Annotated in this window: 28 protein-coding genes; 16 read left to right on the forward strand and 12 right to left on the reverse strand. The window is 41.7% G+C overall.

The window, feature by feature from the left end:
• Window positions 1-66 precede the first annotated feature (66 nt).
• Complete coding sequence (locus NSE_RS00730) at window positions 67-1,203, reverse strand: glutathione synthetase (RefSeq protein ID WP_227028967.1); 1,137 nt, start codon at window positions 1,201-1,203, stop codon at window positions 67-69.
• 178 nt (window positions 1,204-1,381) lie between these two features.
• On the opposite strand from NSE_RS00730, the gene NSE_RS04090 reads away from it, so the two are divergent.
• The 3 genes from NSE_RS04090 (at window position 1,382) to NSE_RS00735 (ending at window position 3,150) form a co-directional block, all read left to right on the forward strand.
• The gene (locus NSE_RS04090; protein ID WP_157858660.1) at window positions 1,382-1,543 is read left to right on the forward strand and encodes a hypothetical protein; all 162 of its coding nucleotides are present in this window, start codon (window positions 1,382-1,384) and stop codon (window positions 1,541-1,543) included.
• A gap of 66 nt (window positions 1,544-1,609) precedes the next feature.
• The gene (locus NSE_RS04115; protein ID WP_227028988.1) at window positions 1,610-1,756 is read left to right on the forward strand and encodes a hypothetical protein; all 147 of its coding nucleotides are present in this window, start codon (window positions 1,610-1,612) and stop codon (window positions 1,754-1,756) included.
• Window positions 1,705-3,150: an NAD(P)H-dependent flavin oxidoreductase gene (locus tag NSE_RS00735; protein ID WP_081430821.1), complete on the forward strand. Its 1,446-nt coding sequence runs from the start codon at window positions 1,705-1,707 to the stop codon at window positions 3,148-3,150. The genes NSE_RS04115 and NSE_RS00735 overlap by 52 nt, the downstream gene beginning before the upstream one ends.
• A 176-nt stretch (window positions 3,151-3,326) precedes the next feature.
• On the opposite strand, the gene NSE_RS00740 is transcribed toward NSE_RS00735, so the two are convergent.
• The 7 genes from NSE_RS00740 to NSE_RS00770 all read right to left on the reverse strand — a co-directional run bounded on the left by NSE_RS00740 (window position 3,327) and on the right by NSE_RS00770 (window position 11,287).
• A complete protein-coding gene (locus NSE_RS00740; protein ID WP_011451591.1) occupies window positions 3,327-3,998 on the reverse strand; it encodes a DnaA ATPase domain-containing protein in 672 nt (223 codons plus the stop codon).
• Window positions 3,976-4,992, reverse strand: coding sequence for an AI-2E family transporter (locus tag NSE_RS00745; RefSeq protein ID WP_227028983.1), 1,017 nt, complete (start codon window positions 4,990-4,992; stop codon window positions 3,976-3,978). Before NSE_RS00745 ends, NSE_RS00740 begins: the two co-directional genes overlap by 23 nt.
• A gap of 80 nt (window positions 4,993-5,072) precedes the next feature.
• On the reverse strand, window positions 5,073-8,150 hold the full coding sequence (locus NSE_RS00750) for an efflux RND transporter permease subunit (protein ID WP_011451593.1): 3,078 nt from the start codon (window positions 8,148-8,150) through the stop codon (window positions 5,073-5,075).
• 239 nt (window positions 8,151-8,389) lie between these two features.
• Window positions 8,390-9,781, reverse strand: a complete 1,392-nt coding sequence (gene purF / locus NSE_RS00755) for an amidophosphoribosyltransferase (protein ID WP_011451595.1) — start codon at window positions 9,779-9,781, stop codon at window positions 8,390-8,392.
• Window positions 9,782-9,821: 40 nt separating this feature from the next.
• Entirely contained in the window at window positions 9,822-10,214 is a 393-nt protein-coding gene (locus tag NSE_RS00760) for a hypothetical protein (RefSeq protein ID WP_011451596.1), read from the reverse strand.
• A complete protein-coding gene (gene efp / locus NSE_RS00765; protein WP_011451597.1) occupies window positions 10,211-10,786 on the reverse strand; it encodes an elongation factor P in 576 nt (191 codons plus the stop codon). Before efp ends, NSE_RS00760 begins: the two co-directional genes overlap by 4 nt.
• Before the next feature lie 102 nt (window positions 10,787-10,888).
• On the reverse strand, window positions 10,889-11,287 hold the full coding sequence (locus tag NSE_RS00770; RefSeq protein WP_011451598.1) for a lipoprotein: 399 nt from the start codon (window positions 11,285-11,287) through the stop codon (window positions 10,889-10,891).
• A 268-nt stretch (window positions 11,288-11,555) separates the two neighbouring features.
• On the opposite strand from NSE_RS00770, the gene NSE_RS00775 reads away from it, so the two are divergent.
• The 5 genes from NSE_RS00775 to grxD all read left to right on the forward strand — a co-directional run bounded on the left by NSE_RS00775 (window position 11,556) and on the right by grxD (window position 15,556).
• Window positions 11,556-12,704 (forward strand): cation:dicarboxylate symporter family transporter, encoded by a 1,149-nt coding sequence (locus NSE_RS00775; protein WP_011451599.1) that lies wholly within the window; start codon window positions 11,556-11,558, stop codon window positions 12,702-12,704.
• Window positions 12,701-13,750 carry a DNA replication/repair protein RecF gene (gene recF / locus NSE_RS00780; RefSeq protein ID WP_011451600.1) on the forward strand — a complete coding sequence of 350 codons (1,050 nt, stop codon included), beginning with the start codon at window positions 12,701-12,703 and terminating at the stop codon, window positions 13,748-13,750. The genes NSE_RS00775 and recF overlap by 4 nt, the downstream gene beginning before the upstream one ends.
• 473 nt (window positions 13,751-14,223) lie before the next feature.
• Window positions 14,224-14,820, forward strand: a complete 597-nt coding sequence (gene rsmD, locus NSE_RS00785; RefSeq protein WP_011451602.1) for a 16S rRNA (guanine(966)-N(2))-methyltransferase RsmD — start codon at window positions 14,224-14,226, stop codon at window positions 14,818-14,820.
• Between the two features lie 133 nt (window positions 14,821-14,953).
• Window positions 14,954-15,214: a BolA/IbaG family iron-sulfur metabolism protein gene (locus NSE_RS00790; RefSeq protein WP_011451603.1), complete on the forward strand. Its 261-nt coding sequence runs from the start codon at window positions 14,954-14,956 to the stop codon at window positions 15,212-15,214.
• Between the two features lie 21 nt (window positions 15,215-15,235).
• Window positions 15,236-15,556 (forward strand): Grx4 family monothiol glutaredoxin, encoded by a 321-nt coding sequence (gene grxD, locus NSE_RS00795; RefSeq protein WP_011451604.1) that lies wholly within the window; start codon window positions 15,236-15,238, stop codon window positions 15,554-15,556.
• A gap of 84 nt (window positions 15,557-15,640) precedes the next feature.
• On the opposite strand, the gene pstC is transcribed toward grxD, so the two are convergent.
• Complete coding sequence (pstC, locus tag NSE_RS00800; protein ID WP_041917473.1) at window positions 15,641-16,684, reverse strand: phosphate ABC transporter permease subunit PstC; 1,044 nt, start codon at window positions 16,682-16,684, stop codon at window positions 15,641-15,643.
• 174 nt (window positions 16,685-16,858) lie between these two features.
• Here pstC and NSE_RS00805 point away from each other — a divergent pair, with 174 nt between their 5' ends.
• The 3 genes from NSE_RS00805 to NSE_RS00815 all read left to right on the forward strand — a co-directional run bounded on the left by NSE_RS00805 (window position 16,859) and on the right by NSE_RS00815 (window position 21,378).
• The gene (locus NSE_RS00805) at window positions 16,859-17,797 is read left to right on the forward strand and encodes a hypothetical protein (protein ID WP_041917474.1); all 939 of its coding nucleotides are present in this window, start codon (window positions 16,859-16,861) and stop codon (window positions 17,795-17,797) included.
• Between the two features lie 150 nt (window positions 17,798-17,947).
• Entirely contained in the window at window positions 17,948-20,077 is a 2,130-nt protein-coding gene (gene priA / locus NSE_RS00810; RefSeq protein ID WP_011451607.1) for a replication restart helicase PriA, read from the forward strand.
• A gap of 191 nt (window positions 20,078-20,268) precedes the next feature.
• Window positions 20,269-21,378, forward strand: a complete 1,110-nt coding sequence (locus tag NSE_RS00815; RefSeq protein WP_041917475.1) for a hypothetical protein — start codon at window positions 20,269-20,271, stop codon at window positions 21,376-21,378.
• A 5-nt stretch (window positions 21,379-21,383) separates the two neighbouring features.
• Here NSE_RS00815 and NSE_RS00820 read toward each other — a convergent pair whose 3' ends face one another.
• The 3 genes from NSE_RS00820 to NSE_RS00830 are packed head-to-tail and all read right to left on the reverse strand — an operon-like array spanning window position 21,384 to window position 23,431.
• Window positions 21,384-22,007, reverse strand: coding sequence for an exopolysaccharide biosynthesis protein (locus tag NSE_RS00820; protein ID WP_041917476.1), 624 nt, complete (start codon window positions 22,005-22,007; stop codon window positions 21,384-21,386).
• Window positions 22,000-22,800, reverse strand: coding sequence for a TrbG/VirB9 family P-type conjugative transfer protein (locus NSE_RS00825; RefSeq protein WP_011451611.1), 801 nt, complete (start codon window positions 22,798-22,800; stop codon window positions 22,000-22,002). The genes NSE_RS00820 and NSE_RS00825 overlap by 8 nt, the downstream gene beginning before the upstream one ends.
• The gene (locus tag NSE_RS00830; protein ID WP_011451612.1) at window positions 22,784-23,431 is read right to left on the reverse strand and encodes a conjugal transfer protein TraJ; all 648 of its coding nucleotides are present in this window, start codon (window positions 23,429-23,431) and stop codon (window positions 22,784-22,786) included. The genes NSE_RS00825 and NSE_RS00830 overlap by 17 nt, the downstream gene beginning before the upstream one ends.
• A 90-nt stretch (window positions 23,432-23,521) precedes the next feature.
• On the opposite strand from NSE_RS00830, the gene NSE_RS00835 reads away from it, so the two are divergent.
• The 5 genes from NSE_RS00835 to pheS all read left to right on the forward strand — a co-directional run bounded on the left by NSE_RS00835 (window position 23,522) and on the right by pheS (window position 26,708).
• Window positions 23,522-24,076, forward strand: a complete 555-nt coding sequence (locus NSE_RS00835) for a nucleotide exchange factor GrpE (protein WP_041917477.1) — start codon at window positions 23,522-23,524, stop codon at window positions 24,074-24,076.
• 44 nt (window positions 24,077-24,120) lie between these two features.
• Entirely contained in the window at window positions 24,121-25,098 is a 978-nt protein-coding gene (gene trpS / locus NSE_RS00840) for a tryptophan--tRNA ligase (protein WP_227028968.1), read from the forward strand.
• Between the two features lie 68 nt (window positions 25,099-25,166).
• On the forward strand, window positions 25,167-25,367 hold the full coding sequence (locus tag NSE_RS00845; RefSeq protein ID WP_041351575.1) for a large ribosomal subunit protein bL35: 201 nt from the start codon (window positions 25,167-25,169) through the stop codon (window positions 25,365-25,367).
• A 13-nt stretch (window positions 25,368-25,380) separates the two neighbouring features.
• Window positions 25,381-25,734 carry a 50S ribosomal protein L20 gene (gene rplT, locus NSE_RS00850; RefSeq protein WP_011451616.1) on the forward strand — a complete coding sequence of 118 codons (354 nt, stop codon included), beginning with the start codon at window positions 25,381-25,383 and terminating at the stop codon, window positions 25,732-25,734.
• Window positions 25,731-26,708, forward strand: a complete 978-nt coding sequence (gene pheS / locus NSE_RS00855; RefSeq protein ID WP_011451617.1) for a phenylalanine--tRNA ligase subunit alpha — start codon at window positions 25,731-25,733, stop codon at window positions 26,706-26,708. Before rplT ends, pheS begins: the two co-directional genes overlap by 4 nt.
• Window positions 26,709-26,714 lie beyond the last annotated feature (6 nt).

A 26,714-nucleotide genomic window follows, 5' to 3' on the forward strand; every position in this document is an offset into this window, starting at 1 on the left:
TTTTTGTCTAGAATTCGAAAAAGAAATTGATTTTCTGCTGATTTTATGCAGAGGAGGTCTGCTTGCTTAACGCTTATGGGACCACACCATTTCCTCAAAGACATCAAAGCACCTAGCGGCAGTGTTTATGTGGTAGAGTTCATTCAGTTCCGCTATGCAGGCTGTTGAAGTGACATTGATTTCGGTTATCCTCCCTGCAACGAGATCTATTCCTGCAAGTATGATACCTGATTCTTTTAGGTCTGAGGCAATCTTGTAGCATCTTTCTTCTTCTATTGGAGTAAGGGTACATGAGAAGAATTCACCTCCCTGGCGTAAATTTGTGATGAAACTGTTTTTATTATGTCGCTTTAGACAGCCCAGCAAGCCTCCATTGAGTACTACAACTCGTTTATCACCTTGCTCAATCACAGATTCATCGTATTTTTGTATCACTACCGGAGTTCCAGTTTTTTCAATTAAACTCTGAACACGGGCAAGAGTACTCTCGTTTGCATTCGATATTTTTGTTACATCGATTCCAGCAAAAGCGTAAAGCGGCTTCACTACCACTTCTCTATATTGTTCGATGAAGAGTTTGATATTCCATATATCGCGTGATATGAGAGTTGGAAACGTATCCTCATAGTAATCCACGAATTTTTCAGGAAAATTGCGCACTGCTACTGGATTGTTTACGACCAAAGCGCCACTTCTTTCCAAGATGTATGTCGCAGTTATGTAGTCCATGTTGAACGGGGGGTCGTTTCTCATTAGGAGGAGATCTAATGTATCTAAATTCACTTCTATTTCTTCCTTAGATAAAGTGATTGCGCCTTTATGACAGCTCTCCACATATTTCCCACGAGCGAAAACGCGACCACTGCAAATACACAGAGTTTTTACAGGATAGATAAAGACGCTGCACTCTCTTTCTAGAGCTTCTTCGAGTAGATAGATGCTGCTTTTTCCAGGTGCGTCAAGCTCAAGCACCTGTAATCCTACTTTCATTGTAATGTCCGGGTATCTTCTGTAGTCTATCTCAATTTCTAGACTGAACAAAGAGCTTGTGTATTTCCATTGCGAATGTGTATATGATAGTGAGATTTTACACATGTAATTTTTTAACTCGACAGGTCTTAATGATACATCTCCTGGCTTATTCCTAGACTTTGAGAGCGTCGTTCCTTGATATACATCATCTGCTGGTGTAAATGGGGGCAACTATACAGAAATATACCCATGCGGTCACGTGTCGGATCACACTTGCGGATATGAGTATTACGCCAGCGATTAAGGGCGCCTGTGATTCAATTGGTGTCATATTTGGTTACTGCTGTTAGATTTTTTCAGAGAGTATTCTGTTGGATGCCATCACATGTAGCAATTGTCCCGTTTATTATTGTCCGAAAATTGGTTTGATGGTTCTTGGGCTACCACGATGGATATTCGGAGCGACAAAGTTGCTCAAGCTGTACTTAGCTGGAGAGATGCTTCTTATGTGGTTATTCCTGATACTCAGCCTGTTTTGTGTCATTTTATGCTCATTTTCGAAGACAAGTAACCTGCTAAATGAGGGTTTGATGGGATCCTGAGCTTGATAATCGGAGTAAGCAAAGGATTAGATCTCATGTTAAAATATCTGAACCTACTTGCGATTGTTTTTGTTGTTCGCTTTATGATGAAGTGTGTCCTTGAGAGTGTTCCGAATGTTAGTTTGCATGGATGGACGATATGTTATACTCTTGGGATGCGTGTCTTAGTAGATCCAAGTTGAACATTGTAAAGAAACTGATCATCTCTGGTTGGCCTGTGTGGCCCATAATAGAAGGTGGTAAAGGTGTAGCTGTAAGTGATGGGGTTTCGTCAGGTGCTTTTGCTGCTGCAGGTTGTGTAGGCACCTTTTCCGCCGTTAACGCAAAGCTTATAGATGATAATGGGGAGATTGTCCCGCTCGAGTATCGTAGTAAGACCAGAAAAGGGCGCCATGACGAACTGATCGAGTACAGCATCAAGAGCGCGATAAGCCAGGCCAGGATAGCCCGTGAACGTTCAAAAGGAGAGGGAAGAATCCACATGAATGTGTTGTGGGAAATGGGCGGAGTCGAAAGAGTACTGGATGGCGTTTTGTCAAAGGTTAGTGGGTTAATTCATGGGATCACTTGTGGTGCGGGTATGCCTTATAAGCTCGCGGAAATAGCCTCACGCTACAAATTGTGTTACTACCCAATCATTTCTTCTGTTAAGGCTTTTAGAATTCTGTGGAAGCGTTCGTACAGAAAGCTTAGTGAGTTTCTCGGTGGTGTTGTTTACGAAGATCCGTGGCTTGCTGGTGGGCACAACGGTCTTAGCAACACTGATAGACCGGACGATATACAGGATCCTTATCCAAGAGTTGTTGAGTTGCGTTCTTTTATGAATGAGAACGGATTGAGCCAAGTTCCTATAGTTATGGCAGGTGGTGTATGGTCGCTCTCAGAATGGAAGCATTTCATGGATAATGATGAGGTGGGTGCAGTTGCGTTTCAGTTTGGTACGCGTCCTCTTGTGACAAAGGAAAGCCCGATTCCTGCCATATGGAAACAAAGGTTATTGCAAGCTAAAAGGGGTGACGTCCTATTGCACAAGTTCAGTCCCACTGGATTTTATTCATCTGCTCTAAAAAATAAATTCATACAGGCTCTTATAGATCGTTCTGAAAGACAGATTCCCTATTCCGAATCTCTGGAGGGGGAGTTTGTGCTATCCTTCGAATATGGTCCGCGTAAACGGCAGATCTTCATAAGACATCCTGACGAGTCTTTAGTACAGGGATGGCTTTCTTCTGGGTATACAGAGGTTGTTAAGACTCCTGATCGTTCTGTTGTGTTTCTCACACCGGATGAGTTTGCGTTGATTCGGGCAGATCAGATGAATTGTATGGGCTGCCTTAGCCATTGTAAGTTCAGCAATTGGAAAGACCATGATGATTACACAACAGGTGAATTACCGGATCCTAGAAGTTTTTGTATACAGAAAACGCTTCAGAACATGGTATACGGGGCTGATCCTGATACAGAGTTAGCCTTCGCTGGGCATAATGCGTATAGGTTTTCCACAGATCCTTTATACAGGGATGGACACGTACCAACCGTAAAAGAACTGGTCGAGAAGATTCTTGCTGGTGAATAAATAGAATTTCTGGTGGTTGGCTTTGCTGTATCCATATATGAAAATGTTTTTACTTCCTTTCCAGCGATGGAGCGCGTTTTTGTGTCAATGTATCAAGTAGCTCTATTTGGAGTCCGTGTCAGCAGATCCACTCGATTTATTGGAGCTTGCATGACGATGACTTACTTGTGAAGCGCTTATTGGGATTGCTTTTGTTTGCTCACACAGGCACTTGCCTCGTGGAAAAGACGTGCGGAAATTGGCTTCCCTTTATGTAGTGCCTCCCTATTCAAAAGGGCCACAAAGTCTACTACGGCCTCTAATGATCTATCAACTCGCTGAAGCACAAGATCTACTATCTTTTCAGACACTCTGGTTTGATAGAGATAAAATTGTTTTCTTATTACTACCCGGAGTAGTTCATCATCTGGGGGAGGGATAGAATATGTAATACTTGACCTCAGTCTAGAGCTTAGGTCAGGTAGAACATCCGAAAAGTCCAAACTCCTTGTGGTCATAAGGAGAATTTTTCCACTCTCTATAGCGCCGTTGTAAATATGAAGCAATGCTTCGATTTCCTCTTGTGTGGTCAGTTTGTCTATATCATCTATGAAACAGTGATTGTGAATTGCAAAATGTGTTTGCTCAGTGAGATTGGACAAAATGTCAGCACCATGCTTCGATGCCCATACTCTACCAATATGTGTCTTACCGGATTTTGAATGACCTTTTAGTACAATTGGTTTCTGACTAAATGGCGTTTCGACTAACGATTTGTAAATGGATAGATTACTCTCTGAAACAAAATAGTCTGCAGCAGAGTAGGTATTCTGCCTAATTTGGTTATCAATCAGTATTAGTTGCCTCATCTCTATAATAGGAGCTATCTTTGTAGTAAGAAATACCTAGTCGCACAAATCCTGCAACGGTTGCTGCAACAGGAACGGCCAGTAATATTCCTGCTAGTCCGCACAGCATACCCCCGACTGTCATAGAGAAGATTACCCATAATGGGTGCAGGTTCACACTCTTACTTAGAAGTTTTGGTGATAGGAACAGACCTTCAATTGCGCCGCAAAAGATGAAGATCAGCGTGATTGGTAACACATCTAGGATACTTGAGGCACGAGACAGAGCAACTAGATGGCTCGTTATAAGACCCGTTATGTTCCCAAAATATGGGATAATTGTTAGCATTCCCGTAGATACACCAATTAGGAAATAATATGGCATTCCTGCAAAAAAGAGCAGTACTGTATACAACACACCTAAAATAAACGAAATCTTCATCTGTCCTAGTACATATCCGGAAATGCTTGCGTCCATCAGTGTAACCTGGTTGCTGAAGGCAGTTCTGTGTTTCAGAGGTATGATTTCCTTTATAGCGTTTGTCATTTTTGGCCAGTCCTGGAGGAGATAAAAGAGTATTACAGGAGTGAAAATTAGTAAGATCACAATGTTTGCTAAAACGAGCGTTGAATTCCATAAATGTTGCGTAATCTTAGTCGAGAGCTGTGGCACAAGAGATAAGATGTACTCAAATAAGGAGGACATTCCCCTTTCTTCGAGAAAACTATGTAGGCCTGGAGAAGAGATTTTAATTGAGTTTTCTATGTATGCAATTAGTTGCGGTGCTCCTTTAAGAAAGAGAATCAGTTGATGATAAAGAAGAGGTATAGCAAGTGAGAAAACAAGGATGACAAGTATGCTGAGAAAAGCAACAACAAGTAAGGATGCGATACCTCTAGATCCAATGAGAGCTGCTAGCTTTGTCGTAGAGCGATTCAAAAAATACGCGAGAATAAATGAAAATGCGAAGGCGAAAAGCATTGGGATACAGTAAGAAAGACCAGGGAGATTTATGTGTCAACCTCTTAAGATGTAAAGCATTCATTCCTCCGTGTCCAGCGTTTGTTTCAGTACCGCTTTGACAGATATGAGATTTAAGTTCGTGTATTTAATTTTGGAGTAGGGGAAAGCATCAGTAGTGCTGGAGTCAGAATAAGTGTTAAAAGCGTCGTAAACGACAGTCCCCCTGCGACGGTTGTTGCCAAGCTTTGCCACCATTGTGTTGCTGGAGCTCCATACGAAATCGTGAAATCCACTAGGTTTATGGTTATGCAGAAAACCATTGGTAAAAGTCCTAGTACAGTTGTTCCTGAGGTGAGAAGTATTGGTCTGAATCTGGATATTGCAGCTCTTATGATTGAGCGCTTTTTGTCAGTAGACTCACTCATGTAATCGTTATAAGCATCAATGAGTAGTATATTATTGTTTACTACTATTCCAGCTAGCGAGATTATTCCTATACCGCTCATCACGACAATAAATGGTTGATGCGTTATAAGTAATCCAAATGTCACACCTCCTGTGGATAGTGCAACGGCAGTTAAAATGATCAGAACTTGACAAAAACTGTTAAATTGAAGAAGTAAGATCAGTACCATACAAAGTGTGGATACAAGAAATGCAACCACCAAAAAACGTGTTGTCTCACTTTGATCTTGCTGTTCGCCCTTAAAACTGATCTTTAACTGGGATAGCTCTTTGTGCTTTTCAATTTCTTTTCTAAGCGATTTGACAATATTATGTGAAAGGAATCCCGGCTGCACATCCGAATACACGTGTATAGTTGGTTCAGAGTTAAACCGTTTTACTGTGGTAGTCTTTGCTATTGGTTTCACCTTCATTAAGGATGACAGTTGAATCATTCCTTTCTGAGATGGAATCATCATGCCCAGAATTGAGGAAACACTTTTTCCTTCTTCTGGGAGCGTGAGTACGATATCTAATTTTTCTTCGTGGTCATTGCCTCTGTACTCGCCAACTGTTATGCCACTAGTAGCAAGAGCTATATATTGTCCAACTGTTGCAACATCAACTCCATAACGTGCAGCCTTGTTTCTATCTATAACTGCCTCCCAGGCCAGTTTCTGTACTGATGTATCGTCACTGATACTCTTTGTACCATTAATTTTGCTGAGCATCTCTTCGATCGATGCTGCAGCCTGTGCAACTTCTCCGTATGACGTACCGCTTATGACAATTTTGATAGGCTTTTCTTGTATTGGTCCATCTTTCTGGGTAAAAAGCTCAAACTGAATACCCTTAATAGACTGCATTCTTCTCTCTATATCGTCGTTGATCGCAGCAATTTTTCTACGCTTTTTCCAATGTGCAAACTCGACTTGAACACTTCCTATTACATCATTGCCTAGTGTTCCGATCTTTGTATAGCAGGTTTTAATTTCTGGTGTCTCACAGATTGTTTTTTCCGCTGTTTCGACTATTGTCCTCTTTTGCGCGAGAGTGAGATTTTCGACCGCCTTAATCAAAATGGTAGAGCTTTTAGGTTCTACATTTGGTAAAAACTGCAGTCCTTTACCAAAAATGTAATAGCCTCCGATACTCAGTACAAGGAACACGGAGATTCCTGCAACTACAGCTTTCGGGTGATCGAGGAGCTTTTCTAGCAGTCGACAGTATTTCCCAGAAATTTTTCCCATTGCTGAAGGGTCCGCTTGATCTATTGCAAAGATCTTAGAAATTTCCACTGGATCAGATGTCGATGGTGTCCCGATCATACTTCCGATAACCGGAGTGAAAACAACTGACATTAAGACTGATGCGGAAAGTGTAAAAATAAGTGTGATTGGGAGGAACTTCATGAATTCACCTGCAAGCCCAGGCCAGAATAGCAAAGGCACCAAAACAATTAACGTGGTTGCAGTCGAAGATAGCACTGGCCAAAACATCTTCCTTGCTGACAAAGTGTAAGCTTCTCTTGCGGAAGAGCCCATAAGCATTTTTCTGTCTGCATACTCATTTACTATGATTGCTGCATCTACAATCATTCCAACCGACATGATTAAACTGAAGAGAACCACGATGTTCATCGTGAATCCACCTACATACAGGAGCAAGATCGCTATGAATATCGAACCAGGTACTGTGAAAGCGGTCATAAGCGCCATCTTCCATCCTATGTAGACCACCATGATGGCAACAACCATCACGACAGTTAGTGCAATACTGTTCTTGAGGTCTGTGAGGACCTCCTTAACCTCTGTTGAGGTATCAAATTCTGTTGATAAGGAGAATCCTTCAGGGAGAGTTGCCTGCATTTTGGAGACCTCCTCTTGTACTTGCTTGACTGTTTCCAAAAGGTTCTTTCCACCTGCTTTTGACACCTCAATTACTACGGTATCCATCCCACCTATCCTTGAGAGGGCTTTCTCCCTTTCAAAAACGCCATTTACATCTGCAATATCCTTTAGAGTTAATATGTTTCCGTTGTTCAATGATATAGGAAGTTCCTTGAGTTTATTGAGGTGAGTTACAAGTCCATTCGTGGAAACGAGATACTCGTTACTGGGGAAGCTACCTGAAAGAATAAGTGTGTTATTTTGGTGTAATGTGTTTACGATATTATGCAAGCCAATGTTGTACCTAGAGAATGTCTTCGGGTCGATCATAATTTCTACAATCTTTTTTCGTTTTCCAATTATCTTTGTCGAAAGAACATTTGCTAGAGTGTTTAATCTGTCACGTAGCTTAGTTGCAACCATTTGCGTTGCTTCCACTCCTAAATTGCTTGAGACTGTAACCACAACTGCAGGGATAAGAGCAGTACTAACCTGTTCGACGGTAGGTCTCAGCGTGTCTTTGGGAAGTTTACTAACAACTTGATCCAATTTATCCCTGATACTAGCTAAGGCTTTTGCACTATCAAATCCAACCTCAAACTCCATCAGTATGGATGAAGCATTTTCAACAGACTGTGAGGTAATGCTTTTCAGATGTTCGATAGATCGTAGAGAATCTTCGAGTTCTTTTGACAAAAATCTTGTGCTATCCTCAGCTGACACCCCTGTTAAAACCGCATTTACCAGTATGTACGGTATTTCCATATTCGGAGTTTGTTCCTTCGAGATGACAAAACAAGAATAAAGGCCAGCCGCAATTAGAATGAACCAAAGCACCAATACAGCCTTGTTGCGCTCCAAAAGAAAATCAAGCATTTGTAAATCCAATGAAGGTTATGTACCTCTAAGACAGCATCACAAATTCGTTCTTAAAAAGAAACCACCTAGAAATACCAATCCTACCCACAATGAGAATACCATAAGTGGTTTGGTGTGTGCCAGTTGAAAGCGCACCTAATACAAAACTGCAGAGCAGTGCCACATTTATGGAACAGAAGATCCTGCTCATAGTCCTTGTATGCACGAGTAACACTATAACTGAGACACCGTATAGGTCACGTACTTTGGGAAGTCCCAAGGCACTTTATCGGATAATCACCAGTGAAACAGGCATCACAAAAACCTATACGCTTCTCACTCCCGGATACAGCTTTGTATAGCCCTTCAAGGGTAAGAAAGTACAAACTTGTTGCGCCTAAATACACGCTCATTTCTCCTAAAGGGAGGTTTGCCGATATCAGATCCTTTCTGTTAGGTGTGTCAACTCCGTAATAGCATGGATTAAGAATCCGTGGGCTTGATATTCTGACATGTATTTCACTTGTTCCGGCTTCCCACAACATAGTGATCAGGTGCTTAAGTGTGGTCCCCCTCACTATGCTGTCATCCACAAGAACCACCTTCTTTCCCTTTAGCAAGAATCTATTTGCATTGTGTTTCAATTTGACCCTCATGTTTCTCCGCTCCGGCGTAGGTTCTATAAAACTCCTGCTTGAATAATGGTTCTTTGTGATTGCAAGTTCGAGCGGTAAGTTGGACTCTTCTGAGTAACCAAGGGCTGCTACCACACCAGAATCAAGTACGGGTACTACCATATCGGCTTCGATTTTACTCTCACGAGCAAGTTCTTTCCCTATTTCTTTTCTTGAGGCGTAGACGCTACGCCCCTCTAAAACGCTATCTGGTCTAGCGAAATACACGTGCTCAAAGATACAAAATTTATGTTCCATTCTCTTAAACGGGAACAGAGATGTGAGCTTACCATCTTTTATTTGCAGCAGCTCACCAGGTGCCATATCCCTGACGAAAGTTGCTTTGAGCATGTCCAACGCACAGGTCTCAGATGCTATGACAATCCCATCACCAAGTTTACCAAGACTAAGTGGCCTTACTCCATGAGGATCTCTTACAGCAAAGATCTCTCCTCCAACAAACAATAGTAATGAATAGGCTCCCTCAACTTGTTGCAACGCATCCACAATTTTTTCTGTTGGAGTCTTCCTGCTAGAGCGGGCTATTAAGTGCGCTATGACCTCAGTATCAACCTCAGATTGCAAAACGCAACCTTCACTCTCAAGCTTGGTTCTTATCTCATCAGTGTTAGTGAGATTACCATTATGCGCTACCACTACTTCGCAAGACCGGTATTTCAAGTATACTGGCTGGGAAAAGTCAGAGCCCCCACTCGTCGAGTATCTCACATGTCCAATTACCGTCTCAGCAGAGGGGATAGAAAGGTCAACTGGATTGACCGACATAATCCTGCCAAAGCGGTGAACGACACCCACGTCACCATTATGCACAAATGCGATACCAAAGGCCTCGTGTCCTCTATGCTGTAGTCCATGGAGCCCCAAGAGAGAAAGCTCGACAGCATTGGGTGTGCCAACGACAGCTACAACACCACACTTCTCCGTGAGCCACCCAGACTGATCCCGCGACACCATGACCTACCAACTTCCCTCAAAACGCAAGAGAAATCTCTGCTTACGCAGATGTCCGAAGCCACGTGACAAGGACTTCTTGGCTATTTTGATCGGCATCAAAATTCTGAGTTTCTAGCTGTGCCTCACTGACAGAAGCATCTTGACCCGTAGCGCAGGAACACGAAACATCTGGAATGGTTTCAGTCGTTTCAGAGGATCCAACCGGTTCCTCGGTTGGTGTTAAGTTAACATCCTGTGTGTCAGCAAGCAAAGTCGACTCAGAACCTTGAACAAGAGGAGTACTAGGCTGAAGCAATCCGCTAACGTGTATTGGAAAATTAACCATGGTTGAGAACTGCTCAAGAATTGGTATAGCACACCCACAATTCGTAAGATCAACGACGTCTAGCAAACCATTATCATCAATCTGAAAAAAAAACATTCCATGTGTCATTTTTCGGTCCTCCCAACATATGTTCCATCTTCTGTTTTAACAACGATTTGATCCCCAACCTTGATAAACGGGGGTACCATAACCTTCAGCAACCCACCGTTCAATATAGCAGGTTTGTAGGATGACGTAACAGTTTGACCCTTTATATAAGGTTCAGTTTCCTCAACCGTGTACGCCAGGTTATCTTGCACTTTCACACCAACAATTTTATCGCCGTGCCTAAGAAGTTTTACAACGACCTCTTCTTTCAAATACTTGTCTACATCTACAAAAAGATCGGCATCAACGGAAAACTGCTCATAAGTCGAAAGGCTCATCAGAACGATGGCATCTCCCTCTTTGAAAAGGTAGTGACACTCATCTTCTTCTAGGAAAGCCTTAAAAACAACCTCATCAGACCTAAACCTGTGATTAACTTTGCTTGCTCCATCTATGCTCTTCATTTCGACATTGACAAAGGCACCACCCTTGCCAGGTTTTACGTGCTCCCGTTTCAAAACCTGGTACAGAGAATTCTTGTACTCTAGAACATTGCCTACCCTGATGTCATTTCCAAGGATTTTCTGTGACACGGCGAACAAGTACAAGAAAACAGGCTGACATTGTAACTCACATCGCACGGACTTTCAATTGCCTGAACCACAGTCCAGGCATCGGGAAATGTACAGTTATAATCAAGACGTACCAGTGAGTACATCTTCCAATTTTGTAGATCGATCGCTTTCCTCTTGAATTAACTTCTCACCTGGCATTCTGAGAGCCTTTTCCTTTGGGATATTTATCTTCTGGATGTCACTGACCACATCATTCTCGAAAACAACTTTCATCACATTTGAGGAGTAGCTTTTCCTGATCCCAATAGTATCAGAGTGTGTAGCTATTCTTACGTAGTACCACGTTTCACCATCTATCAGTGTAGGATCACCTGACATTACTCTGACTACTTCTTTGCGTTCTCCGATTTTGATTGGGCTCTCAACGAGGTATCCATGTATAGCCGTTTTTTCTGCACATGCGGAAAGGAGCAGAAGACATACACACGTGGCGAACTTTTTTCTAGATGGGTTAAACATAATTTGTTAATTAAAAAGCAGCAAAACAGACATGAGATTTTTTTAGAAAACACACCGAAAAGGACCGTACCAGAAATGCAACAAGCCCCACTGAGTATCATGTTTACTTGATATGCGCGAAGATTAAAAGATGCCTCCTAAGTGGGGTGGGTTTTGGCTCATTGGAATTTGCACTCAATTATGGCAACTTTTTTTTAGTCTAGAGATGTACAATCCACGTAGGTGATTGTAGAATCCGTAGGAGTTGGGTTGATTCTCTAGGTCTATCATGCGTATTTTCAATATCGCTACAGTTCTGATAATCATAGCAGTTTTCATGTGGGTGGATCATATTACTTTGAACATCCGTTCAGCTATGTATGCGGTCAGCTTGACGATTCAAGATGTGATTTTAATGATCCTGCCTTTTGTAATTTTCAGTGCTCTGCTAGACTTGATAGTAAAGATGAGAGCAAAGGCGTCTGGTCTGCTTATTTCTTTTGTCTTTTTCGTTGTAGCTTCAAATGTGCTAGCGATCTGTCTTGCCTATTTGGTTGGACGTATCTTTTTACCAGATGTTCAAAACATTGTTGATGAATCCGTCGCCGTACTTGCACCTATGTGGAGGTTGCATCTTCCTCAATTGATACGTACGGAGTACGCAATGCCACTGAGTGTTGTGACAGGAACCGTACTGCTTATGGTATTCGGTGATAAGGTGAACTTCCTAAATGAAAAACTGTACAATGCCTGCAATTTTTTATTAAACAAGATCATTATGCCTGTGATACCCGTCTTTATTGGCGGTCTGGCAGTCAAAATTGCGAGTGATAGAATGCTACAGCCTGTGATAGATCACTACTCAGTAATGTTGCTTGTGATACTGATTAGCTCTATTTCATATTCCTTATTTTGGTATTTGATTTTAACTGGAAAAAGGGTAGGCTCTGCTATCTTGAATGTTGCACCTGCACTGATTACAGCATTTACGACCATGTCAAGTGCTGTGACTCTGCCAGCTTTGTTGGTTGCAACAAAGAAAAATACTGATGATTCGCATGTGGCGAGTGCTATATTACCTCCAGCGGTGAACTTCCACGTTATGGGTGACACATTCAATATTACGATTACCTTGATGGCTATTCTCTTTACCTTCACGGGTAAAATGCTAGGTATATACGACCTATGCGTATACATCTTTTTCTTCATTGTTTACCGTTTTGCCACTATTGGTATCCCAGGAGGGGGAATAATAATTTTATTACCTTTCTTTAGTTCACGCCTTGGATTCACGCCAGAAATGTTGACACTCATTACCACTTTGTACGTTGTTTTTGATCCTTTCCAGACGGTGCTTAACATTTTTGGTAATGGTGCTTTCGCGATTTTTTTCAGTAAGCTGTACAAGGGTAAAAGGACAGCTACAGTTAGCAAATGAGGCCTTATATTACGGGGGTCTTGGTTAAGGATTTCCGTAATCATGCTTTTTGGACGGGGTCATTTAAATGCAGGCATGTCTTGCTTTGCGGTAAAAACGGTGCCGGCAAAACAAGTATACTCGAAGCTATATCAAAGTTATCTCCTGGGTTGGGTCTCAGGTCTGCGAGTAATATCGAGATGGTTAGATCTGGGTCTCTTTCTTGGGAGGTAAGTCTGAAATTTGCCGGTAGCACTGACTTAAGGGAAGTCGGAATGGGCTATTATGAGGATAAACGAGTTACTAAATTAAATGGGAAGTCCATTCAGTGTTTCAAGAAGGTAATTGACCTTGTCAAGGTTATGTGGCTCACCCCGCAGATGTCTAATTTGTTTACCACTGATAAGTCTGTTAGGAGAAAGTTTTTTGACCGTATGGTTGCACTTTCTGAACCTCAGCACCTTGAGAATCTTGTGATGTACGAACGTTTTAAGTCAGAACGTCTGAAGATTCTTAACGCAGGTGCGTCCAAAATGTGGTTAGATGTTAACGAAAAAAAACTAGCAGAGTTATGCATAGCTATTACTGATGCCAGAGTGAGTTTCATCGGACAACTGATGAGTAATTTCCCTTCTAAAGGTTTTGGTTCTCCAGAAATTAAATTGTTCTGTCCTGTCGCAAGTGCAATTGGTAGGGTAGGTTCTTCTCAGCAGATGCAGTGTATTCAGTCCGCTCTTGAAAGAAGTAGAGCTATCGATACTGTCACTGGGAAGATGCAATTTGGTGTACACCGAACAGACTTTCTTGCTACAGTACGACAAGGAGACAATACCGCTAGATGCTATTCTACTGGGGAGCAAAAGTTACTTATTTTAGGGATAATACTTGCTGCCGGTGAACTAATAGACATAATACTTCTAGATGATATTTTTGCTCACCTAGATCTGCATAACTCTTCAGCCTTTCTTTTGGAGGCAACTAAAAAAAATTGTCAGTTTTTTTTTAGTGATCTTGACAACAGCAAGTTCGCGCAGTTTGCAAATGTGATACATACTATTCCGGTTTAGTAGTTAGACTGATCTCGGGACGTGTATCGTGATGCTGAATGTACAGTTTGGGTCTGATACGTCGTGCTAGTAAGTACTGAGAAGGGTAGTAGACTGTGATAGGTACTTTGTTTCAATCGGTAGTATTTGTTGTAAGAAGTCTAGTTATGTGAAAGTCTGTCCGAAAAAGTTAGTCAATTATCCTTAGGGATTACCTTCCATTTATTTGTCTTAATGAGAAATTTTTTTTGCAACTGCTTCGTATCAAACGTTGTTCTGCTAATATTTCTAAATCGTGTTTCAGCGTCGTTTTTGCTGAGAGAAGTGGAATATGTAATAGGTGCTAAAGGCTCTCGTTTAACTGATTGTCTTAAGCGGAAGTATTTTTATTTACAAAGAAATTTCTTTGGCATAAAGTCGATCCTGGTTCGAAAATTTCAGGAAAGCATTCACTATTTGTGCTAAACTTATGCTGGTTGTTCATCCTTAAGTAGATGCGTGTTATTTCTGGTAAATACAAAGAGAGGAAGATAGGTCTTATAAAAGGTGTCGAAATTAGACCCACCATGGGAAAAGTGCGTGAAGCGCTTTTTAACATCATCTTACACGCGCGTTTTGTGACAAAATTACCAGAAGAGACTCACTTTCTTGATCTTTTTACAGGTACAGGTTCTGTTAGTATAGAAGCACTTTCTAGAGGTTTTGCCAGTGTTACAGCAATTGATATTGATACGCGGTGCATATATGCGAATCTCGAGAAAATGGCTATCCATGATAAAATCACCGTCATTAGCAGGGATATAGTAAAGCTAGAGGAGTCAGGCAAACGATATGATGTCGTATTCATGGATCCTCCATATAACGAGAAAACACATAAATATCGTGCATCTCAGATAACTGAGAAGAGTTTTACAGGGCTTCATGAACGTGGTTGGCTTTGTGATGGAAGTATTGTTATTCTAGAGAAACACAGGAAAGAGATATTCGAATTAAAGCATCGTGCCTTTGAGCTGATTGATTCAAGAAGATATGGAATGTCAGAGTTGCTAACATTCATTTATAGAGGCTTTGATTCGCTACCAAAAGAGTAGAAACTTGAGTGCTCTTTGTTCTTGCAGATTTAGTTTTTGTCTGGAAGTAGCCAAATTAAGGAGGTGCAAGAATACGAAAGGGTTAATATTGATAACTTATATTCTTTGTGTTACCCCTTGGTGGTAGTTTTGTGTGATCGGAGTCGTTTTGCCCGTTGAAGAGAAGGAGATAACAAGGTTGCTTTTGGATGCATTTCCCGATGTGGACCCTGAGACTGATATACAGCTTGTTGACACTGTTGGTGATAAAGATCATTACCTCCTTAAGATCCGGTCTACATCTTTTGTTGGTAAATCAGCGGTGGAGCGTCACAGGTTAGTAGTTTCGGCTTTAGGAGAAATTCTTAAGGAGAGGCTCCACTCAATTTCTATTGAGGCTAAGGTTAAGAGTTAAAAGATACGCAGTGCGTTTGTTATGAAAGATATCTTTGCAAAAATAGAGGGAATAATTAGGCGGCATGATGTTGTGCTTTTTATGAAGGGCACGTCTGGGCTGCCGATGTGCGGGTTTTCAGGTGCTGTCGTCAATATTCTCAAAGCTTTAGATGTCACCTTTTATGGGGTGAATGTCTTAGAGGATCCTGAGTTGAGGGAAGGAATAAAGAAGTTTGCAGATTGGCCGACTATCCCGCAGTTGTACGTGAAAGGTGAGTTTATTGGCGGATGTGACATCGTCAGGGAGATGTATGAGAACAGGGAATTGCAGACTCTTTTTGAGGATAGTTTAGCTGGCTGAGAAGCTGTCTCCGACTCAATTTTGAATACATTTGATAAGGGGGCAAAGTTTTCCTTTTGCAGGATTCTGTTGTGTCCACTACATCTAATGTACGTGCCTTTTAGACATAGACATTGAAACGGCGTTCAATACCCAGGTCAATATGAAGAGCGTCATACCTAGCGCGTATGCAGACAGACTTTCTTCAGTATTTAGTGTCTGGTCACCTGTTAAGATTGTGACAATCTGGACGGTCACCGTGGTGACTGTGTGGAGTATGTTGTAATCAATATTTGCTGAAATTCCGGTTAGCATGAGCACTACCATGGTCTCACCCAGTGCTCTTGAGAAACCTAAGAGAACAATTGCCACTAGTCCAGGTAGGCAGTTTGGCAAGACAGCTCTTAATATGATTTCAGTCTGTGTGCTACCAAGTGCTGCTGCGCCGTAATATAGGCTTTTCGGTGTTGTACGCAAAAGGTCGTCAGTGAGAGATGTGATAAGAGGAATGACCATAATACCTATGACTATCCCGGCAGATAAGGCACTTTCAGTTGAAATGTTAAGGTGCAGAAGGTGTCCAAGTTTTTGCACCAAGGCTGGCACAAACGTCAGGGAAAAGTAGCCGTATATTACAGTTGGTATACCAGCCATTATTTCTATTATTGGCTTAATCACATTCCTCACCTTTTTCGGTATGAAGTAGGTTAATGCTATGGCTGCTCCTATACCTATAGGTGTGCCAACTATGCTACCAATTAAAGCCACCATTGTCGTTCCAAAAAGTAGTGGTAGTATACCGAAAAGTTTTTCGACTTGCCCGTCTACAATTGTTCCGTTTGGTGCCCACACGGTCCCAAAAAAGAAATCCGTTGGCGAAACCACACGGAAGAACGAAACCGTCTGTGTCACAAGGGACAAGATGATCAATGCTGTGACCATCGAAGTTGCGACCAACGCAATCGCAGCACACAAAACAAACATTCTCTTTGACCGGAGCAAGAGAGTAAAGAAAATACCTAAAAATAGGATAAGGGTACTGCTAAGGGAAAAAGCTAATACGGCAGACACGAGTAGCATCAACGCTGTATTTAGTCTAATTGCGCGACTTGTACCATCCACAAAATTACGACTGCCCTCCTGCTCCAAGGTTTACACACTTCTTGTGCTTTTTCTAGTAATTTTGATTAGTTAGCATATAAGGAAATAGTCTACCTATTACCTGGTTGAGGAGGTGATATGGATAGTTTACAATTGTTTCTTAGTTAAAAAGTGTTATAGCTTGTTGCAGTTTTTAGTAAGTTTTTTGTAAAGTCGTGCTTGATGTCTGATTTCATGCGTGTTTTGTGTCTTAGGTTTATAGAGAAATTCACTTTTCCGTCCATTTGTTTTTTGCTTTTCTTGGTTCCTGCACTGGCTGTGCCAAGAATTGGGATTTTTTCTACGGACTTATATGTTTACGAGCGTGAAGCTTTTGGAGTAGAAAAATTTTTTAAACTTCCAGAAGCACTTGGGCATGACTTTGAAGTTGTGATGGTAGATTACAACTTGATTCATTCCGATTACCTCAAGAAAAATAAAAAAGTTCCGTTGGAGAAGCTGCTTGAGAATGCTTTAGAAGCAAAAGGAGTAAGACACCTGATCTTACCAGGTGATGTATACAATGTGCATATGTCTCCCTTACATCCGACTTCCACAAAGAGCCATATGTACAAAGCGTTGCTTGGACTTGTAAAAGAAAACAAGGTCTCCATCTTTGGAATTTGTGGAGGTATGCAGCAATTTTTCAACGCCGATGGTATTCGCATATTAAATCTGTTGCAAATGGGTATTACGGAACCTCATAAAAAGCAGAAGGATCCCCATTCAGCGAGCAACTCAGGCCCACATCCGGATAGGTTGATCAGAAAAGTTATGGTCAATCCTGCAAGTAAAGTAGGTGCGATTATTTCTCAGGTACCTCTTGAGGTTACAGCAAATGGCTGGTTGATCCTTTATGTTCCGGAGCTGCATTCAGAAGGTGTTGCGCTCGATAAGGCTAATCTCAAAACACTGCGAGATTTTGGTTACAAGGTAGTTGGTTTTGCTGAAGATGGTGTTATTGAAATTGTGGAAGATCAGTACGGTAATTTTTATTTTCAGCCCCATATAGAGAGTTTTTTGCTTGAATTTACGCCAGAAAAAATAAATGAGCTGCCAGAGAAATTACTAAGCAGTGTTGATGCGGCAAAGTATTTACTTCTCCATTTCGTCGGGTCGTAACGTACCTACATGTCTCGTATTTGTACATGGGGTTACATTGGGTATAAGTTTTCTGGGGAAGAAATTTTGTTCGTACCTTAGTAAATGTATGCGGCTATCTAAACGGATTTCTCGAATGTTACTATTGTTTGCACTAGTTTCTGTATCGAGATGTACCTGAATGTCGTGCTGCCGCTCCCATTGGATAGTGGGTTTCTGTACTCTTCTGGACATTTTGATGTGTATGTGGGGAGTCTTGTTAAAGTTGATTTCCGTGGGAGAAAAATAACAGGGCTCGTAACATCAGTGGTACCAGAGAGTGAACATGAATACATTATAAAAGAAATCCTGGCTGTAGAGCAGGTAAGGCCTTTTTCGTCTGAGTATGTGCAATTTCTCTCTTGGATTGCATATTACAATTTCACCAAGCTTGGTTTGGTGCTGCGTTCCGCACTGGTTAAGGATATTCCTGATAGTGCTGCATATATTTTGACTAACAATAATATTGAAAGATCTTGTTTAACCCCAGCAGTGTGCCGTGTGCTCGCGTTATTTAGGGGAAGTCAGTATATCACCTCGGATACGCTGGATGCGGAAAAGATCCAAAGGAAAACAGTGCAGAAACTTATCGATATTGGTGCAATAGAGCGTATTCATGCATCAGTTAGTGAGATAAAAGCTCTACCGGAGGAGCTAAAAAAACTCAAGTTCGAGCTTTCAGATGAGCAAAGTACTGCTAGAGAAAAAATCTGTATGGAGGGGTTTACTGTATACCTTTTGGATGGTGTTACAGGTTCGGGTAAGACATTAGTGTATCTTTCGGCTGCGCTTGAGATTCTACAGCGGGATGCAGCTGCGCAAGTTATAATGCTTTTTTCCGAGATAGCTCTTGCTTCTTACATTTTTGAGCGAATCAAGAAAAGTTTTCTCGGGATGGTTGAAATTGTAGAATGGCATTCAGATCTCTCTCCTGCACGTAGGAGAAAGAACTGGCACAAAGTCGTGACAAATAAAGCCAGACTGATTATTGGAGCAAGGTCAGCAATCTTACTTCCAATACCTAATTTACAAATGATTGTTGTAGACGAGGAACACGATCAATCCTTCAAACAGGATCAAGGAGATTTTACATATAATGCCAGGGATCTGGCCATAATGAGGGGTAAGTTATTCAATATTCCAGTGATTCTATCATCAGCAACACCATCTTTGGAAAGCTATTACAATGTGCAAAAAAAAGGGTTTGTCCACCTTACATTGGAGCGCAGATTTGGCGGAGCTCAGCTTCCAGATGTGAGGGTGGTTGATATGCGTAAAGCTCAAAAAGTGAGTCAGCATATTTCTCATGAGTTATATGAAGAATTGAACTGTACTTTTGATTCTGGTATGCAGAGCCTTTTGTTTCTCAACAAACGAGGCTACGCATCGATAATAATATGTTCGAGTTGTGGTCATAGAATGAAGTGTCCCGACTGTATTGCATGGCTAGTTGAACATAAACAGAACAACACACTTTTATGTCACTTGTGTGGTTTCAAACGCCCCATGATAACAAAGTGTGAGGAATGTTCGTCGGATAAAATAATATCATTCGGTCCCGGGGTGGAGAAAATTGCTGAAGAAATTGGTGAACTCTTTCCAAGTAAGGAAGTGCTTATCATGAGTAGTGATACAAAGATTACTGAAAACATCCAAAAAATAGAAAAGGGTGATGTTGATATAGTGATCGGTACGCAGATCATTGCTAAGGGTTATGATTTTCCTAGACTTACTCTTTTGGCGATCATTGACAGCGATGTTTCCATGCATACAGGTGATTTGCGTAACTCGGAAAAGAGTTTTCAGATATTGCAGCAAGCTATTGGACGTGTCGGTAGGAGAAAGGTGTATCCCGGTAGGGTGGTGCTACAGAGTTATTCTACAGATAGTGTCGTAGTAGAGGCTTTAAAAAACAATGACAGAGAAACTTTCTACAAAGAAGAGCTTAAAATGAGATTAGCTGAGGAAATGCCTCCTTTTAGTAGGCTTATTAGCATTATTATTTCTGGGCTGATAGAAAGGGAAGTCATCGCATACGCAAGAAAAATAGCAAAAACTATTATTCCGATAAGGGAGATAAACGTTTTCGGACCTTGCCCTGCTGCAATAGGGATGAGAAAAAAACGATTTAGATATAGAATTCTTATTGTTGTCCCTAAAAATTTTTTCTCTCGTAATATGTTAACAGATTTGCTTACCCAATTTACCGCGGAGAAAAAAGTAGAAGTGCAAGTTGATACAGATCCCCTGTGCTTTTTGTAAGTTCTATATGGTAAAATGTTTACATGGATTGCAAAATTAATTATCCTAAAAGGGGCCTGGTTTTTGGTGCTAGCGTTTTTTACTTGTGGGCCAGGTGGTGCTTTCCTCCTATCTTATACTTGCCCTAACATTTCCTTTTTAGGATTTTTTGTGCGTGTTTTTACAGCAAATTTTCATCTTGGATTGTAAATATGAAAACTCCATTTGGACTTAAGAATAGCGGTGAGGGTCAGGTTTCTCGCTTGTTAGTTGAAATCGATGAGGACATGGAGAAGTGCCTTAAAACCTATGTGGCGCCAAATAGAGTACGAAGTTCTCTTTCCCTTTCGCAAGGTACAATTGGACGCAAAGAGATACCTGAGGATGCAATGTCTCTCCTGTTATGTGCTTTGGAGAGAAAACTTAGCTGCGTTGTGCGGGACTATACAAGGCTCAAAAAGTTGCAGAGAGGTTTTGTCTTTGCAGAATTGGCTGCGTTATGCGTATTCACAGTTGGTAGTTTGACTATTTTTGTAGCGTTGCTGCGTCGTAATTTATTAATGAGCAGCACATTGGATAAAGTAGTAGAGATTGCCTTTCTTTTAGGTACCGCTGTTTTTTTTGCGACTTTTCTTTTGAGGCGCTTTTTTCTGCCTAGGGTGCGTGCAGATATAGTGAATCGCATTGATTGTTATGAAGAAATACTTGATCCAAAAAGGAGAGGGTTAAGCGAGATAGTCTGTAAGATAAGGGAGGATTGCAAGCCTTCTTGCCCTACGAGGGACGACAGAATAGCTAATTGCCTCCGGTTTTTTACTCTACTTGGTGGTTTGGTGCTCGAGGTTTTGCTTGTTGTTAATCTGTTTCGCGATTTCGGCCTGACAAAAGTACGTGTAGGCTTTCTCTTTATGCTGGACGATACGCTAGAGCTCATCTTTACGCTTGTTGGATTGTTGTGCACATCGCTATATCTCTACTCATATTACTCAAAGCAGCAGAATAAGAGCGTGGACAAAAAAGATTGTGCTTCAACGGAAAAAACACCGTTTCTGCAAAGAGCTCCAAATGCGCTGTGGGTGTCCTTTGGTGCAGGGCTCCTATCCCTTGGTAATAGAATACTTAGAGGGTTTGAGGGTACTGGCCTTGCGAAAATATCTCTAAAGGAAGGTGTTATTCGTCTTGGTTTGTTATTTGCGACATTGTTATGTCTACTCGATATATACTTGATCTCCAAGACGCAGGAAGAGCTTATTGAGTCCGAGCTTGTTGATGTAAGTGTGAGTGCACGTGCTGTGCCTTTAGTTATAGATATCGTTGCGTAAGGGAATCACAATTTCACTCCTAGGATAGAAAGGAGTTCGACAACCATTTTCTGTCCTAAGATGATTACTAAGGCTGAAATGAAAAGGCCTACGAATGATGTTATTATTCCCAGTATACTGATTATCCCATCTCTGTTTAGTACCCCGAGAGACATCAGCGCGATTCCGCCGGCCGGGATGAAATTTGTTAATGGTAACGGAATTGCAATCGAAATAGCACACATCAGGGAGATGATACCGTAAATTCTTTCACCAAGAGCGTTGTTCAAAATAGGGAATCTGGGGCGTGTGAATTTTTCCACCTTGCGTAGCGTTGGGACCGTCTTCTCGATCAAGAAAGCGAGACTTTTGCGCTTCATCGATTTTTCCCCAAGGAATTTTGGTAACCACGGAGAATCGCATCCAAGAACAATCTGTACAGAGAAAAACAGTATAGGGATAGCGAGAACAGTTGTGTATCCAGGTGGAACAGGCAATGGTATTGAAAGCGGTAATGAAAAAAGGAGAAGTAGTAGTGCGAACCCACGTTCATGCAGGGCGTGCTTTACTTCAAATAAAGTAATAGAATCTGCTACGCCATGTACAACGACTGATTCCAACATATCAGAAGTGTTCCGGTTCTTACCCATTTGTAAAAACCTTAGTACTGCCCTTTCTTTTCTTAATGGCAGCTTTCATGTTGAAAACACACACGTGATCATTTCCATGACGCAATGTGAACAATGGTGCAACCTCTTGCACTACCAGATATTTGCCCGAAATATGGTAATTCACCAAAGCCTCATATCCTTGCGAATCAACTCGGAAAACAGCCGGCAGGTTTGCATTTACACTTGGGAACTGCATATAAGTAAAGCGTCCATCATCAAAAACTTTGAGTGGTTTTATTGCATCATACCCAGAAAGCTTATACTCAAAATTCAGATATGCTTTTTTGCCAATGTCAAGCTCAGTACTTCCCACTGTTTCGTTCTGCACGCCTGTAATACCAGCGCTTTGTATACTGACAGCATGCGAAGGATATCGGAAACGTACTTCGTATGCTAGCTCTGGATCGTACACATCCCGAGCTTCCTTGGCGTTGAAGACAAAATGATAAACCCGCTTGCTTGTAAGAATCGTGACGTTTGTTGTCGCGTTGTCTTCGACGGGTTTAAGGAAGAGTCTATTGCCCTGAGTATCAAGCTGCCAACCAGTGGAGTCGCCCATAGAAATAGTACTTATCACCTCTCCATCCTCGAAAACTATGCTGGACTGGTAGCCGAAAAACCCAGTGTACGTATGAATACCATTTGGATTGTAAACCATCTCTTTTATATGCGGAGTAGAAGCCAACGAGTGAGCCTTTTGGTCAGCAAACACGGGTAAACAGAGCATGAACTGTAGTGTGAGTAAGATGGCAAAATTATTGGATCTCTTCATAACCGCTTACTATTAACTCTAATGGTGCGACGTCTCTATGCGCTAAAATAACATCTGTCGTCCTGAAAGCAACCTTTACCGTCTTTTCTCGGTTCTTATTGCCATTTTCGTAGGATCTTACCTTTGCTACCGCTACTTTTCCACTAGACTTGCTATCTTTATGAATTTGTATATCAGCTATTTCGATGTATTTGTTTGTCGTATTGGTAACCCCAGATTTAGATTTAAGGAATTTCTCATAAATTATGTGAGAAGAGTTTAGTTGTATAAACTTGTCTTGTTGTCCCGTCTTTTCTTCCCATACTTCTATGTACGTTGAGAGTAAATATTTGTCTACGACCGTCTGTAAGTCATTATTCTTTTTGTACACGTCGTACAGTCTAGTGGCTTTTATATTATCTACGCCTATGCTGTCGGTGTAACGAAGAAAGTTAGCAGTTGTTTTAAGTGGTAGGATAGAGTATATGTTCAGCCCCATAACACAGAGTGTGGAAAAAAGGAGAGCGAGAAACATAAGCAACCAGACGCGTTCTACGAAGACATAATAGTTCTTTGTGCAGTGCCAGGATAGGCCCTCTTTATAATACCTATCTCCTTCAACAAGAGCCTCTTTTAGATCTCGTTCGTGCATGAGAAGTTTTCATTTACTGGATTCGATAATATAACCTATACTGAGTGTGTATGATAATAAGGTTAACCAACAAAAGTTCGTGTGAGAGATATGAGTGAAAAGCAGCCAGAAAAACACAAAAAAGCGGAAGGTAAGCAGAATGCTGAATTAAAGGCAGATATTCAAGAAAAGCTTCTGAAAGTCGGTTTTGTTTCTGAAGAAGAGTTCAATAGGGAAAGGGAACGGTGGAAAAAGAGGTTGGCTTATGCACTTGCTGAACAGGAAAATCTTAAAAAAAGTGCTCAAAAGGAAATAGAGAAAGTGCGGGATTTTGCTATTTTGGACCTTGTTAAAGAGATTTTGGTGAGTGTTGAAAGTCTTGAGAGGGCGGTAGCTCATATGCTTGAACATAATGTTGAAGGACCCGTGTTTGAAGGTTCAAAACTTACCCTTGATGCGATTTTTTCCGCTCTTAAAAAAAATGGCATAGAAAAGATCGAAGCCAAAGGAGCGCGGTTTGATCACGATCTACATCAGGCAGTGAGTACGGTCAAAGCTGCAGATTTGCCTAACAACACGGTTTTTGAAGTTCTGCAGGATGGCTATACAATTAAGGGGCGCCTTTTGCGTCCGGCAGTGGTGGTTGTTGTGGAAAATTTAGAGTAAGACTCTTCTCTTAAAAGGTAAATTGTTTAATGGTACGGTCTACGGTGGAAGATAAAGCTGTTTTGTCTGGGATCCAGCCAACTGGGTATGTGCAGCTTGGAAATTTGCTTGGTGCCGTAGACGTATGGGTAGAAATACAGTCTCAGTATAAAAGGAAGTTTTTCTTTATGGCTGATCTACACTCCCTTGATGGGGGAACATTAGGTCTGGCTGATGCTTCCATAGAGATGGCTTGCACTTACATAGCGTGTGGCATAGATCCAAATGATTGTCGCATATTTGTGCAGTCCCATATCCCTCAGCATGTAGAGCTCTGTTGGTTGCTTGGTTGCATCACTCCTATGGGTCTGCTCAACAGGATGACTCAGTTTAAGGACAAGTCGAACAGGGAGGGCGTTACTCCGATGCTCTCTTTATATGCTTATCCGGTTCTAATGGTGGCTGATATACTGCTGTACAATGCAGAAGTTATACCAGTGGGTGATGATCAAACCCAACACGTTGAGTTGGCAAGAGATGTGGTGCTGCGTTTTAATCAACGTTATGGTGAGTACTTCAGGTTGCCTACGATTCTCAAAAAGAAAGAAGCCACTAGGATAATGAGCCTCACGAATCCGACAAAAAAGATGAGTAAATCTGATCCCTCGGATTTTTCCAGAATAAATTTATCCGATCCAAAGGAGTTGATTGAAAAGAAGATATTATCTGCTAAGACAGACTCTATACTAGGTTTCTCTCCTGAAGGATTGCAAGACAGACCTGAGGCGTCTAATTTGCTCAACATAGCGGCTTGCCTTAGTGGTAAAAAAGTAGAGCAACTCTGCAACGAGGTGAGTAATTTTTCTGCTCTAAAATCTATGCTTATCGATCTGCTTCTTGCAAAGCTCCTACCGATACAGGAAAAGAGGAAGAATCTTGAAAGGGATGCAGTCAAAAAGATGCTTGCTGATTCTGCTGAGGCGATGAGAGAGATAGCTCGTGCAAACCTGACGCATATAAAACAGCTTATGCAACTCATTTGATCACGTGTAGTTCTAGTTTGTTGCTGTGGGAAGGAATAGATGTTACTATTCCCCCTGAGGTTTTGAGAATGCCTAAGTTAAAAACTAATTCCAGCGCTAAAAAGCGATTTAAGGTGACTTCCACCGGAAAGGTCATGGTGACGCAGTCTGGTAAGCGTCATAACATGCGTAAGAGAAATAAGAGGATGCTTCTTGTTCAGAAGGGATATACCCTCATCAGTAAGAGCAAGATGCGTCTGATGAGGAGCGTGATGCCTTACAGTTTTTAGTTGGAGGAGCGAGATGGCACGTGTAAAGAGGGGTGTACAGGTTAGGCAGCGTCACAAGAAGGTGATCAAGCAGGCCAAGGGTTTTCATGGGAGGTCGAAGAACTGCTACAGAATAGCTCTCCGCAGATTAGAGAAATCCTGGCAATATGCGTACCGTGACAGGAAAGTTAGAAAGCGTGACTTTCGCAGTTTGTGGATTCAAAGGATCAATGCAGCTGTGAGATCGTTTGGCTTGGTTTACTCTGTCTTCATGAAAGGTTTGAAAGCTGCTGGGGTGGATGTGAACAGAAAAGTACTTTCTGAGCTTGCTATAAGCCAGCCAAGTGCTTTTGGTGAAATAGTAAACAAAGCCAAAGCTGCGCTGTGACTGTTAATTATGAGAAACTCAGAAGGCGTTTTTATTTACGTCTTGACGCTGTGTTTTCTGTTGAGGAGCTTAACAAGCTTCGGTTTGAGTACTTGTCTAGCAAGAGTGGCCTGGTTAGAGGTGCTTTGGCTGCCCTCATCCAGCAGGGTGTGGAAGCGGAACAACTCAGCATGTGGACTGGTCTACTGAAGGAGTGCAATCTGGCTCTAGCACGCAGGTTGGAGTTTATACGTGAAAGGGAGTCAAATGAAAAACTTACTGCTGAGGCAGTAGATGTGTCCTATCCTGCCAGGCCTTTTAAAGTGGGGTTGAAGCATCCTCTTGTCAGAGTTATCGAGGATACTAGAAAAATTCTCACCTCACTCGGATTGGAACATGTAGACGGTCCGGAAGTAGAAGATGAGTATCACGTATTTGATGCTTTAAATACGCCTGCACATCACCCGTCACGACAAATGCAGGATAGCTTCTACCTTTCTGAGGTAGGTAAGCTTTTACGTACGCATACGTCTTCTGTACAGATTCGAGCAATGGAGGAGCGCGAGCCGCCCTTTTATATTTTTTCGCTGGGCAAAGTCTATCGGAATGATTGGGATGCTACACATACCCCTATGTTCCATCAGGTGGAAGTTCTATGTGTCGACGTGGATATAAATATGTCACATATGCGATATTGTGTTGGTTTCTTTCTGGAAAATCTCTTTGGATGCGCCAAAATGAGAATGAGACCGAGTTACTTTCCTTTTACCGAGCCCTCCGCTGAGATCGATATAAGGCGCCAAGATGGAAAATGGCTAGAAGTGATGGGGTGTGGTATGGTACATCCAAATGTTTTGCAGAACGTTGGTATATCGCCTGATAAGTATAGAGGTTTTGCTTTTGGTGCTGGGTTGGAAAGGCTGGCGGTACTGCGTTATGATATTCATGACTTGCGAAGCCTTTATTCAAACGATTTGAGGTGGAAGGTAAGCTGATCGTGG

The sequence above is a fragment of the Neorickettsia sennetsu str. Miyayama genome (genome assembly GCF_000013165.1).
Taxonomy (GTDB): Bacteria; Pseudomonadota; Alphaproteobacteria; order Rickettsiales; family Anaplasmataceae; genus Neorickettsia; species Neorickettsia sennetsu.

Bases quoted from the DNA above. Each gene is read 5' to 3' on its own strand.
- NSE_RS04115 (WP_227028988.1), top strand. From the start codon at position 1,610: ATGTTAAAATATCTGAACCTACTTGCGATTGTTTTTGTTGTTCGCTTT.
- NSE_RS00735 (WP_081430821.1), top strand. From the start codon at position 1,705: ATGGACGATATGTTATACTCTTGGGATGCGTGTCTTAGTAGATCCAAG.
- NSE_RS00740 (WP_011451591.1), bottom strand. From the start codon at position 3,998: ATGAGGCAACTAATACTGATTGATAACCAAATTAGGCAGAATACCTAC.
- NSE_RS00750 (WP_011451593.1), bottom strand. From the start codon at position 8,150: ATGCTTGATTTTCTTTTGGAGCGCAACAAGGCTGTATTGGTGCTTTGG.
- purF (WP_011451595.1), bottom strand. From the start codon at position 9,781: ATGGTGTCGCGGGATCAGTCTGGGTGGCTCACGGAGAAGTGTGGTGTT.
- NSE_RS00760 (WP_011451596.1), bottom strand. From the start codon at position 10,214: ATGACACATGGAATGTTTTTTTTTCAGATTGATGATAATGGTTTGCTA.
- NSE_RS00770 (WP_011451598.1), bottom strand. From the start codon at position 11,287: ATGTTTAACCCATCTAGAAAAAAGTTCGCCACGTGTGTATGTCTTCTG.
- NSE_RS00775 (WP_011451599.1), top strand. From the start codon at position 11,556: ATGCGTATTTTCAATATCGCTACAGTTCTGATAATCATAGCAGTTTTC.
- recF (WP_011451600.1), top strand. From the start codon at position 12,701: ATGAGGCCTTATATTACGGGGGTCTTGGTTAAGGATTTCCGTAATCAT.
- rsmD (WP_011451602.1), top strand. From the start codon at position 14,224: ATGCGTGTTATTTCTGGTAAATACAAAGAGAGGAAGATAGGTCTTATA.
- grxD (WP_011451604.1), top strand. From the start codon at position 15,236: ATGAAAGATATCTTTGCAAAAATAGAGGGAATAATTAGGCGGCATGAT.
- NSE_RS00805 (WP_041917474.1), top strand. From the start codon at position 16,859: ATGTCTGATTTCATGCGTGTTTTGTGTCTTAGGTTTATAGAGAAATTC.
- priA (WP_011451607.1), top strand. From the start codon at position 17,948: ATGTACCTGAATGTCGTGCTGCCGCTCCCATTGGATAGTGGGTTTCTG.
- NSE_RS00815 (WP_041917475.1), top strand. From the start codon at position 20,269: ATGAAAACTCCATTTGGACTTAAGAATAGCGGTGAGGGTCAGGTTTCT.
- NSE_RS00820 (WP_041917476.1), bottom strand. From the start codon at position 22,007: ATGGGTAAGAACCGGAACACTTCTGATATGTTGGAATCAGTCGTTGTA.
- NSE_RS00825 (WP_011451611.1), bottom strand. From the start codon at position 22,800: ATGAAGAGATCCAATAATTTTGCCATCTTACTCACACTACAGTTCATG.
- NSE_RS00830 (WP_011451612.1), bottom strand. From the start codon at position 23,431: ATGCACGAACGAGATCTAAAAGAGGCTCTTGTTGAAGGAGATAGGTAT.
- NSE_RS00835 (WP_041917477.1), top strand. From the start codon at position 23,522: ATGAGTGAAAAGCAGCCAGAAAAACACAAAAAAGCGGAAGGTAAGCAG.
- NSE_RS00845 (WP_041351575.1), top strand. From the start codon at position 25,167: ATGCCTAAGTTAAAAACTAATTCCAGCGCTAAAAAGCGATTTAAGGTG.
- rplT (WP_011451616.1), top strand. From the start codon at position 25,381: ATGGCACGTGTAAAGAGGGGTGTACAGGTTAGGCAGCGTCACAAGAAG.